Source organism: Bartonella sp. MU70NMGDW, from assembly GCF_042194085.1.
In the GTDB taxonomy this organism is placed as follows: Bacteria; Pseudomonadota; Alphaproteobacteria; order Rhizobiales; family Rhizobiaceae; genus Bartonella; species Bartonella grahamii.
Genome location: NZ_JBHIMK010000065.1, coordinates 1 through 10,852, shown reverse-complemented (window position 1 = coordinate 10,852; position 10,852 = coordinate 1). Strand labels below are relative to the sequence as shown.

Here is a 10,852-nt window from a genome sequence, read left to right as displayed (position 1 = left end):
CACTCCATGTTTGAGCGCTGTTGAAGAGGGGCAATCGGTGTGGTTATTTTACCTATTGAGGTCAATATTTATTGTGGCATGGCTTCAACGCCTAAAACTTCAGGGATAAAATGGCGTAAAAGATTTTCAATACCATGTTTGAGGGTTGCCGTTGAAGAGGGACATCCAGCGCAGGCACCCCGCATATTGAGATAAACAATACCATTCTCAAATCCGCGAAAAGTAATGTCTCCACCATCATTGGCAACTGCTGGGCGGATACGCGTTTCAAGCAGCTCTTTAATGGTTAAGACAATATCAGCATCTTTTTCGTCATAAAATTCTTCGTTAAGGGCATGGGTTTGTGCTTGTATTGTAGCGTTGGTGGTGATCACTGGCTCATTGGATAGAAAATGTTCCATGATTGTGCCTAAAATGACGGGCTTGAGATGTTGCCATTCTCCTTCTTTTTTGCTTACGGTGATAAAATCATAGCCTAAAAAAACACCATTGATATTGGGAATATTAAACAGCTTAGCCGCCAAAGGTGAGTTTTTAGCTGCTTCTTCAGGGTCACGAAATTCTAATACGCCCTCAGAAAGAACCACGCGTCCTGGCAGAAATTTAAGTGTTGCAGGGTTTGGTGTGGTTTCAGTTTGAATAAACATAGACTCTCCTTTTATAATGAAGGATTAGGAAGATCTTACATTGTAGAATATTATATTTTTTAGGCAATAGATCTAATATCGTCATCGGCAAGATTGCTAGGAATAACAATGACAGGAATTGAAAAAGCTGTCCCTTTATTCCCGATTAATTGAACAAGGGGTCCTGGTCCTTCTGTATGTCCACTGGCTGCTAAAACAATTAGTGCAATCCTTTTATCTTCGTCGATCAGTTTGGAAATCTCATCAATTTTTTTTCCTTCACGCACCACTATTTCTGTTTCAAGCGCATGGGTGGTGCGGACTTCACTGGCAATGCCTCCTAATATTTTATGAGCACTTTGCGTTGATTCTGTGCGCATAACGTTGTTTACACCCAGAAAGTGTTGAAATTCCACACTATCAACGACACAAAGTAATACCAATGTTCTATTGGTATTTTGGGCATGCTGTGCGGCAAACGCAACGGCACGCCGACACTCTGGTGTTTCATCAATAATGACTAAGTTCTTTTTCTTGGGTTCTTTTTTCGGATTTTTTGGTTTGGAAATCATGCACTTTCTCTATTTTGTACAAACGATTTTTTTGCTCTCTACAGTTTTTAGTTTTATTATCTTTATGTATCGTGCAAAAATCCAATAATTTCACGAATTTTTTTCATATTTTCTTCTGCGAGCATACTAGCACGTTTAGCGCCATCACGCAAAACAGAGTCGATATAATCACTTTCTTGATGCAGTCGACGTAATTCTTCTGTTATAGGGGCAAGCTTATGGACAGCAAGGTCGGCTAGGGCTGTTTTAAAATGCGAAAATTGTTGACCAGAAAATTCTAAAAGAATCTTTTCTTTGCTGACGTTAGCAAAGGCGGCATAAATACCAAGCAGGTTATCCACTTCTGGTCGTTCTTTTAAAGCGGTCAGGGTATCGGGAAGAGGAGCCGAATCCGTTTTGGCTTTGCGTATTTTTTTTGCGATAAGATCAGCATCATCGGTCAAATTAATGCGTGAAAAATCTGAAGGATCTGATTTTGACATTTTTTTCGTCCCATCGCGCAAAGACATAACGCGTGTGGCTGTTGTTCCAATAAGCGCCTCTGGGAGGGGAAAGAAGCATTGCCTTTTTTCTTCATCCGTTTGCATAGAGATACCAAAATTTAATTCGGCAATACGTTGTGCATAGTCGTTGTTAAATTTTTGTGCAATATCGCGTGTGAGTTCAACATGCTGTTTTTGATCTTCGCCTACTGGAACATGCGTTGCACGATAGACTAAAATATCAGCAGCCATCAAAGTGGGATAGGCAAAAAGCCCGAGGGATGCTTTTTCGCGATCTTTTCCTGCTTTATCTTTAAATTGTGTCATGCGTTGAAGCCAGCCGATACGGGCAACACAATTAAAAATCCAGGCGAGTTCAGCATGTTGAAAAACACGTGATTGGTTAAAAATAATGTGTTTTTGAGGGTCAATACCGCAGGCTAAAAAGGCGGCTGTCACTGTTCTGGTGGATTCGCGTAAAGTAAGGGGATCTGGGTTGACTGTGAGCGCATGCATATCCACAACACAATAGAGGCAGTGATGAGAGTTTTGCAGTTCAACCCAACGCTGAATGGCTCCAAGATAATTGCCAAGATGTAAATGACCACTCGGTTGTACGCCGGAAAAGACAAGTGGTGTGAAGGTATCCATAGGAGTGCTCTTTCTTCAATTAAGGTTATTTGTTTTATTGTTTTTGACAAAGTATAGATATTATGGGCGTTTTTTCAAATTTTTAAGCATGTGAAAAAAGGAATGGGTGTTGAATAAAAAATAGGCACTAAAATAGATCAAGAATATGCCAAGCATGATCCCAACTAAGGTGCTGGCGCGCAATAAAAAGGATGCTTGTGAGGATAAAGGAAAAGACAAAAAACTAAACACATTCAATCCGTAATAGAGGGCCAGTGCACTCAAAAGGGTTGCTATCATGAGACATAGTATTCGCTTTATCAGTTGGAAGTCGTATTTCCAATAACCGCGTTTGATAAGGACACCCCAAAGCAACAGGGCGTTGACCCATCCAGAAGTAATTTCAGCAATAACAATGCCTCGTGCAGATAGAATAGGAAATAATGTTAAGGCGAGACTGATATTGATGAAAACGCAAATACCTGTAAAAATCATCGGTGTTTTGGTATCTTCATGGGCAAAAAAATTAGGAATAAAGACCTTAATGAGAACAAAAGCTGGAAGTCCCAGTCCATAAAGTTCCAGTAATTGTGCAACATGGTGTGTTGATTGACTGGTAAATTGTCCTCGCTCAAAGAGCAAACTGACAATGGGAGTGGAGAGCAGCAAAAAAGCGATGGATGCCGGAAGTGTTAACAATAGCGTTAATTCAATAGAGCGGTTTTGTAAATGGTTGGTTTCTTTGTGCTTTTTGCTTCGCAAAGCGCGTGTTAATTCTGGTAAAAGAACGGTTGCAACGGCAATGGCGATTACGCCTAGAGGCAATTGATAAAGACGATCAGCGTACATCAAAGAAGAGACAGCACCCGATTGACTAGAAGCAATGTTGGTATTAATGAGCAAATTGATTTGTGTGATGCCACCCGTGATAGCCGCTGGGAATGCTAAAGTTAATAGCTTGCGAACATTAGGACTTAAATGGGGCCAGCGGAAGGATATTTTCATTCCACTTTGACGCAAAGCAAGGGCAATTAAGGTGAGTTGAAGAAGCCCTGCTGCCAATACACCCCAAGAGAGATTTAAGCCAATATGCCAAGCGTCAAGTTTATAAATCCAAGCATAGGCAAGCACACCAATCAGAATAATGTTTAAAAAGAGTGGGGCAATGGCGGCAATAAAATAGCGTCGCAGAGCATTAAGCATGCCTCCCATCATGGCAGCAAGCGACATGCAGGTTAAATAGGGAAACATGATCGCAGTAAAGTGAATTGTAGCGTTAAATTTTGTCGCATCTTCGGTAAAACCTGGGGCAATAATGGTTCGTACCAGAAAAGGCATACTCAGTTCCATCGCAATCGTTAACAGTAAGAGCAGCGAAAAGAGAACGCCAAAGACTTCTTCTGCAAATTTGCATGCCGTTTCTTGACCATCTTCAGTGATTTTTTTTGCAAAAAGAGGAATGAAAGCAGCGTTAAAGGCACCTTCAGCAAAAAAACGACGAAATGTGTTGGGAAAACGAAAAGCAGCGTTAAAGGCATCAGAAACAGGACCGGTCCCTAGCGCTGCTGCCATAAGCATTTCGCGTACGAAGCCAAAAATACGGCTCATAAGGGTTCCGGAAGCAACTGTTGCAATTTTTTTTATCAATGTCATAAAGATATATCGGTTTTGTTGTAAAAGAGAAGCGATGACAGGAGAAATAAACCGTTTTAAATCGTAAAAATCTGATCTGTATCCCAATCAAGGATACTTTTTATAAGCGTTGTACGACGGTGTTTATCTTTCTGTCAACAATGGTGCTTGAAGACTTTTTTATGCTCCTTGTTTACTGTTGCATTACAATTTTTATTTTGCCATAAAATAATTAAAATTTCTTTTCAAACTGAAATATGGGAGCGATATCATAACAGTTTGAAGGGACATATGGGGATCTATAATGATAATTTCTCTTTATGGTGTGATGTCGTGAATAGTACAACCCAATACCCGTTCTGTTTTACGTGAGGGGCGTGACCCTATTAAAGAACGCAAATAAAATAAAAGCGTGAAGCAATGCGCAATCTTCATTATTTATCCATTATTTAAAAGACAGTACTTTAGATGTTTTTAAAAGTCGTAAGGCTGAGCTAAAAGGTGATGGCAAAGCTCGTGATTGGTTTTTACTTTTACAGCTTTATATTCTCCCCAAATTAGGCTGCCTTCCCGTTTTAGAGATTACATAAACAAAAGGATAGGAAGACATGATCTTTCAACAGCGTTTTGTCTGTTTTTAGCACGACAGGCAATGAAAGTGATTAATTATCATTTTCAAAAATGATTGATCCTTTCATTTTTCCTGTTCAGGTTTCTTTTCACAGTTAATGAGGATAAAATCTGAGGAAATAAGATAAATTTGTTCTCTCATGGTTTCCATTCTCGTTGAGGTGCGATTGATTTGCCAATGAAAGCAGGCGGGTAGAGGCTATCACTTTTACCAGAGAGGGAAAAAAAGTTAAAGTTTATGAACCCTTTAGATATTCATTGCCATTGCTTTTGTGTGCTTTGTTTTGTGAGGTTGAATATTTTCTTGTCTTTTAGGACTCTGATTGACGGTTTCTGTCATTTTTTGCACTTTAATTGTTTCGTTACTAAGAGTGTTGGAACATTTTTTTTCATTATTTTTCTTTATAGATTGATGCTGGTTTGGTGCTAGGCGCTCATCGAATTTATGGTTATAAAAATACATGGGTTGTATATGCTGTTCTATCTCTTTTATTTGCTTGACTATTTCCATAATCTCTTTTGCTTTAACGGTTGATGTGCCAAGACTCTTCGCAAGTCTTTCAGGATTATTTTCCTTTATAGCTTCATGCTCGCTTGAGGATAAGCGCTCATTGATTTTTTTGAGATAAGTCCTTATCTCCCCCCTTAATTCAGGAGAGTTTGATAAGGTTTCTTGCTGTTGTGCTTTTGACAAGGAAAAGAGATTTTTCATCCAAGCCTCAGGAAATTTTACCGACTGTTCACACCGCTTTTGTTTTACATGATGGGTATGGAGAATGTCTCTTTCTGTTTGTTTAAAAATATTGATATAACGATCAATGGCTCTACAGAGGGGCAAAATATTTGCTTCAGCATGCGCGCGCGTTGTTTTTTATGCCAAATACATTGCTACCAGAAAGTTTAGAAATAGATTGAGGGGAGGTGGCAATTTGATAGGTGAGCTGTTCTCCTTCAGTATGATTTTCATGGATCATCTCAATTCTTTCCCAAAAATATGACGATTGCCATAAATGATTTGGCACAAAGTTTCGATTTCTTTTCTTCTTGCTTGAATGGATGCGTTGTTTTTTATCCTTGTGGTAATTTCATTGTTGGTAAGGGGGCTATTGTTTCTGCGGGGATAAGCACTTCTTGCTGGTTTTGAACTTTTGGTGCTGTAAAGGAGAGGGCGTCACCGATTTTTAATGTCTGTATTTGCTCTGGGGTGAGATCTTTTTTATTTCCCAAGATGAAAATCCCGTTGGCATCAAGCATGAAGCCATTGGGTCCACTGCCTCTGTAGAAGCCTTTATAGGTATGACCTTCTTTCGCTGTTGTAATAAGATGATGATGAATATTTTCAAACCCAAGATGTTTCATATTGTCCATAAATTCTTTTAAAATAAGTATTTTTTTTGGATTTGAGATATCCTCAAGCAGATGTTTTATCTCTTCCTTATCATTATGTTTTAGCGATGCAATGCTGGCAAGATTCATGTGTTTTTCTGTTACAAGAGAAAAGTCGAGTGTGTGGACAGCAACTTGCCCAAGTTTTTCAAAAAACATTCGTTGTGTGCGTCCATTACCTTCTCTGAAGGGATGCGTATAGTTGAGCTGTATTAACATTTCAGTGACATGTTCAACAAATGTTTCGCGGGTTAAGCCTTTTAAACTATTCGTTTCAGAAAGTATTTTATCTAAATTTTCTAGTCCCTCTTGTATCTGTTTTGCTGTGGCAAAAAATACCAGCTTTTTTCATCATTGGCATATAAGCAACGGTAACATCTTAAAATGTAAATGGTTTTTCCCGTGTTTGTCCGGCCCATTCAAAAGTATTTTTAAATAGGGTGTGATGAATAATTGGAGATATGTGGAAGTTAGTTTTTGCGGTGACGCTTCTTGGCGTAGATGAATGATTGCTTTTGTTGTATCATGGGCACATTGCACTTTTAATTTTTTATAGTCTTTTATTCCATATTTATTTTTTAAAGTGATACTATTAGGGCAAAAGAAATTACGGTACATTGTCTTATTTTCTTCGGTTTCAGGCGATGAGGATAATTTCTCCTGTAAGGTGAGAGGGACGGTGTCCGTTTTTTTTGTACTAGTGTCCCAGTATGCCGTTGCTTGTTTTGGGGGCTGTTTTGTTCTTTCTTGATGATCAGAGCGTTTTTCCTTTGTCATTTGGACAGATGTTGGATTATTTGTCGCTGTATTGCTGGTCTGTAAAATGTTTTTTTGGAAATCTTTTTGCATTTGCCTCATGGAGGAAGCAGATTGAGCAATTGGTTTGGTCATTTGTTCTTGCAAACTTTGGGACATAACTTCAATGCTGTCATGTAAAGCATGAGGGGCAATCCATGGTGAAAAATGAGCTTTTTCTTTGTTTGAATGGATGCGTTGTCTTTGCTCTTTTTAGTTATTTCATCGTTTGTAAGAACGGCTCTTTTTTTCTGGAAGCAATGTTTTTTGCTGGGTTTTGAGTTTTGGGCGCTGTAAAGGAGAGGGCGTCACCGATTTTTAATGTCTGTATTTGCTCTGGGGTGAGATCTTTTTTATTTCCCAAGATGAAAATCCCATTGGCATCAAGCATGAAGCCATTGGGTCCACTGGGTCCACTGCCTCTGTAGGTACCATGATAGGTTTCTCCTTCTTTTGCGACGACAGCGAGATAATAATTTTTTTCATCCAATCCAAGATTTCTTATAGATTTGGTAAATTCTTGTAAAATGAGCAATTTTTCTGGATTTGAGATATCCTCAAGCAGATGCTTCATAGGCTCTGGATCGCTATGTTCCATGGCAGCAGCGCGGACAAAGTCTTTACGTTTTTTGCTCACAAGAGAAAAGTCTAGCTCATGTCCTGCTGCTTGAGCGAGTTTTTCAACAAACAGTCTCTTTGTGCGCCTATTGCCCTCTCTGAAAGGGTGCAAGTGGTGCAAATCTATCATTATTCCAGCTGCTTGTTCAACGAATTCTTCGCGAGTTAAGCCTTGTAAATTATTCTTTTCAGCAAGCGTTTTATCTAACTTTTCTAGTCCCTCCTGTATTTTTCTGCCAATCGCAAAAGGTTTTGTAAATTCTTTTCTTTTCAAAATGGGCATAGAAGCAACAGTACCATCTTCAAATGTAAATGGTTTTTCGCGTGTTTGTCCGGCCCATTCAAATGCACGGGAAAAGAGGCGTTGATGAAGATATTTTAGATAGGAGGAATTAAACTGCTCAGGTAGAGGTTCTTGGCGCAGTTTTATCATTTCTTTTTTTACATCATCACAACATTGTTCCTTTAATATTTCTTGCTCTTTGATGCGGTATTTATTTTTAAGCACTTTGCTATTGGGATAAAAGAAATTCTGCGATGCTTCATTGATTTGCTTAGAAATGGCTGCACTAATTGCAGGTTGTTGTTCTTGCAACTCTTCGTGTGTGGAAGAGGCACAATGTTTAGTGTTTTCTTTCATGTATATTTCCTTTCAAAGGATAACATTATTTTTTGAAAGCTTTTTTACATTTTTTGCCTTTTATTATTTTCATAGCGTTTTCTTCAAAGAAGAGTGCCCATTTTAATGATTGAAAAAAATTGACCTTATTCGCATGGAAAAAAGTTAAAGTGTGTAATTTTTATGAAGTATTATCGTGAAATTTTATCAATGAATTCTGTAAAATAATGGGGTGTCTTATTCAAAGTCTGCTGTATTTCATACACCGTCTTTGATGCAATCTTGCAAGGTAATTGCACCAAAGTTTTGTATGAAAAGCCAACAATTAGAAGATTTATCACGACAAAGCTATTGCTTTTGATGTTTCGGCTCTGCGCGGTCGAACGTGCAGTTGGTCTTCTTGTCTAGAAGTTTCTGCAACCTCTTGATGCTGCTTTGCTGTTGCGCGTTCAGGTAACTTCGGGGGCTGCGATAAGTTTTGCTGCTTTTGCAATTTTTTATCGGGATCGTTAAGCGGTTGATGATGTTTTTGTTGTTCTGCCTGATGGTTTTGTACAATGGTTTCTCTTAACTGTTTTACAGTTTCAGCATAATCCTTAATGACGGTACACAGGGTAGAAAGATTTTCTTCAGCGGCTTTGCGTGCTCCATTTTTTATGCCAAGGACTTGCTTACCAGCAAGCGGAGCAAAAGATCTAGAAGGGTTTTCAATTTGAAATACAAGCTCTTCTCCTATCTCTGGAATTTTTTGCATATCTTCTATTCTATATTGCAAAATAAATGGATCATTATAAACAATTTCGCACCAATATTCGATCTCTCTTTGTCCATATCGAACCGATGGATCTTGTTGAACTCTGCGGGCAATTTCCTGATTTGAGAGAGGCTCTATTTTCTTTTCTGAATTGAGCGGATTTTGTAAATGTTGATTTATTGGCTCTTCCTCTTGTGTTTGTCGCTGGTGTTGTTGTTCCGTGTGAGAAGCGTGTGAAATCTTTTCACTTTTTGTATATTTTGAAGTATACACATAATCGTTAATGGCAGTACGTAGGGTAGGAAGATTTTCTTCAGCTTTTCTGCGCGCATGATTTTTTATGCCAAGAACTTTTCTACCAGCAAGCTTAGAAATAGACTTAGGCCGTTCTGTAATATCCCATAAGAGCTGTTCTCCCATATCGGGGTTTTCTTTGATTGCTTCTATTCTTTCTTCTAAAATAAGCTTGTTGCCATAAACCTTTTCGCAAAAAAATCGTATTTCTTCTTGATATGCTATGAGCAATAGCTCTCTTTCCATTGTATTAATAGATTTTTTTTGTCCGTGAGACGGTTTTGGCTGTTCAATTGCTGTGTGTGGAGAGGCAGGTTTTGGGATGACAGCATCGCTTTGTTTTCTGTTTTCCATACGGTGTGGTTTTCGTGAAGGAGGTACTGCATATGTTCCACTATCTTGTGATGATGAACTACTTTGTTGCCGGACTTTCATATGTGATGGTGTTTTGGGTCTAACACTTGGGTAGAGTGTTTCAGGATTCTCGATTTTTGCACCGTTTTGCACTCTGTCTCTCATGCGTGGAGGAGGGGGCGGAGCTACTTTTGTCTGTAGGGAGGGGGACTCTTGAACTGCTGGTTTGTTTTGTTGCCTATCTTTTGCACGTGGAGGTCTTTGTGGTGCTGCTTTTGTGTGCGGAGAGGAGTTTTCTTGGATTTTTGAGCTGGGGATTGTTGTGCCTGTTTGTGTTTTTTCTCTCATGCGTGGAGGAAGGGGCGGAGCCACTTTTGTCTGTAGGGAGGGGGACTCTTGAACTGTTGGTTTGTTTTGTTGCCTATCTTTTGCACGTGGAGGTCTTTGTGGTGCTGCTTTTGTGTGCGGAGAGGAGTTTTTTTGTGGAGGAGGCGTCTCTTGGTTTTTGGTGCTAGGAGGTATTGTGCTGGTTTGCACTGGGTTTTTCATGCGTGGGGGGGGCGGTGGAGCAACCTTTGGGTGGTGTGATAAATTTTCTGGGTGTTTTTGTACAGTTGGTTTTGGCAAACTTTGAGAAACTTGGGGAGGGGGGGTTCTGGTGGGGGATTGTTCAGTCTGTTGTTGAAATTTTTCCATCATTTCGGTGATAAAAGGGGAAGGATTTCTTTTTTTCATACATGTTCCTTTCAAACTCTTCCAATATTGTTTTTAAATACTATTTAAAAATATACGTTGGCTTTTATTCTGTTTTATGCTTTTTCACTTGCTTTTGTGAGAGAGGATATAAAACTGAATGGTTTCACAAGAATCAGTTCTCTTGGCGCAAATGACCTTTGCCATGTGTTGCGCCAAGATGTTGAATTCAGTGTGAAAACTTATGTCTGTTTAGCTGGCAAAAGCCATTGCTTTTGGTATCGCAGTTTTGCGAGGACGAATATCTGTTTCTCTTTGTTGAGTAGAGGTTGTTGCTTTTTCATGAGTTACTGTTGAATGCTCAGTGCGTTCAACAGATTGTGATAAGCGTTGTTGTTGATGCAAATCTTGCGCCTGTTCAGAAGATGGTTCATGGCGCTTTTGTTTTGCCTGTTCGGTTTGCAAAATGCTCTCTCTTACTTGTGTTACAGCCGTTGCATAATTGTCAGTGGCGTCAATTAAGTGAGAAAGACCAGCTTCAGCATGTCTGCGTGCTTGATTTTTAAAGCCAAAAAGACTGATACCAGCGTACTTGTGAAAAGATTGAGGATTTCCGACAAGTTGCTGTGCAAGTGTTTCTATCGTTTCAGGGCTTTGAAAAAGTGTTTCCACTTGTGATTGCAAAATGTTTGCGTTACCAAAAACAACTTCGCACCAATATTTGATCTGGGCATAGTGCCTTTTGACTTTTGAATGTTGTTGAATTT

General features: G+C 39.2%; 6 protein-coding genes and 2 pseudogenes. 1 reads left to right on the top strand and 7 read right to left on the bottom strand.

What is annotated here, in order from left to right; all coding sequences use genetic code 11:
- Positions 1 to 68 precede the first annotated feature (68 nt).
- From ACFIKE_RS06725 to murJ, 4 genes are all read right to left on the bottom strand, one after another.
- Complete coding sequence (locus ACFIKE_RS06725; protein WP_015856727.1) at positions 69 to 647, bottom strand: NifU family protein; 579 nt, start codon at positions 645 to 647, stop codon at positions 69 to 71.
- 59 nt (positions 648 to 706) lie between these two features.
- Positions 707 to 1,198, bottom strand: coding sequence for a universal stress protein (locus tag ACFIKE_RS06720; protein WP_375626412.1), 492 nt, complete (start codon positions 1,196 to 1,198; stop codon positions 707 to 709).
- A gap of 62 nt (positions 1,199 to 1,260) precedes the next feature.
- Positions 1,261 to 2,331, bottom strand: coding sequence for a tryptophan--tRNA ligase (gene trpS, locus ACFIKE_RS06715; RefSeq protein WP_375627368.1), 1,071 nt, complete (start codon positions 2,329 to 2,331; stop codon positions 1,261 to 1,263).
- 60 nt (positions 2,332 to 2,391) lie between these two features.
- Positions 2,392 to 3,963 carry a murein biosynthesis integral membrane protein MurJ gene (gene murJ, locus ACFIKE_RS06710; protein ID WP_375648794.1) on the bottom strand — a complete coding sequence of 524 codons (1,572 nt, stop codon included), beginning with the start codon at positions 3,961 to 3,963 and terminating at the stop codon, positions 2,392 to 2,394.
- A gap of 334 nt (positions 3,964 to 4,297) precedes the next feature.
- On the opposite strand from murJ, the pseudogene ACFIKE_RS06705 reads away from it, so the two are divergent.
- A pseudogene (locus ACFIKE_RS06705) lies at positions 4,298 to 4,529 on the top strand (integrase); the annotation flags it as partial.
- A gap of 290 nt (positions 4,530 to 4,819) precedes the next feature.
- Here ACFIKE_RS06705 and ACFIKE_RS06700 read toward each other — a convergent pair.
- The 3 genes and pseudogenes from ACFIKE_RS06700 to ACFIKE_RS06690 all read right to left on the bottom strand — a co-directional run.
- Positions 4,820 to 8,011 (bottom strand): annotated as a pseudogene (locus ACFIKE_RS06700) (BID domain-containing T4SS effector).
- A gap of 316 nt (positions 8,012 to 8,327) precedes the next feature.
- The gene (locus ACFIKE_RS06695) at positions 8,328 to 10,127 is read right to left on the bottom strand and encodes a BID domain-containing T4SS effector (RefSeq protein WP_375648792.1); all 1,800 of its coding nucleotides are present in this window, start codon (positions 10,125 to 10,127) and stop codon (positions 8,328 to 8,330) included.
- A 210-nt stretch (positions 10,128 to 10,337) separates the two neighbouring features.
- The coding region (locus tag ACFIKE_RS06690) for a BID domain-containing T4SS effector (RefSeq protein WP_375648790.1) at positions 10,338 to 10,852 on the bottom strand (515 nt) is incomplete at its 5' end.

Coding starts and splice junctions, on each gene's coding strand:
- ACFIKE_RS06720 (WP_375626412.1), bottom strand. CDS start 1,198: ATGATTTCCAAACCAAAAAATCCGAAAAAAGAACCCAAGAAAAAGAAC.
- murJ (WP_375648794.1), bottom strand. CDS start 3,963: ATGACATTGATAAAAAAAATTGCAACAGTTGCTTCCGGAACCCTTATG.
- ACFIKE_RS06695 (WP_375648792.1), bottom strand. CDS start 10,127: ATGAAAAAAAGAAATCCTTCCCCTTTTATCACCGAAATGATGGAAAAA.
- ACFIKE_RS06725 (WP_015856727.1), bottom strand. CDS start 647: ATGTTTATTCAAACTGAAACCACACCAAACCCTGCAACACTTAAATTT.
- trpS (WP_375627368.1), bottom strand. CDS start 2,331: ATGGATACCTTCACACCACTTGTCTTTTCCGGCGTACAACCGAGTGGT.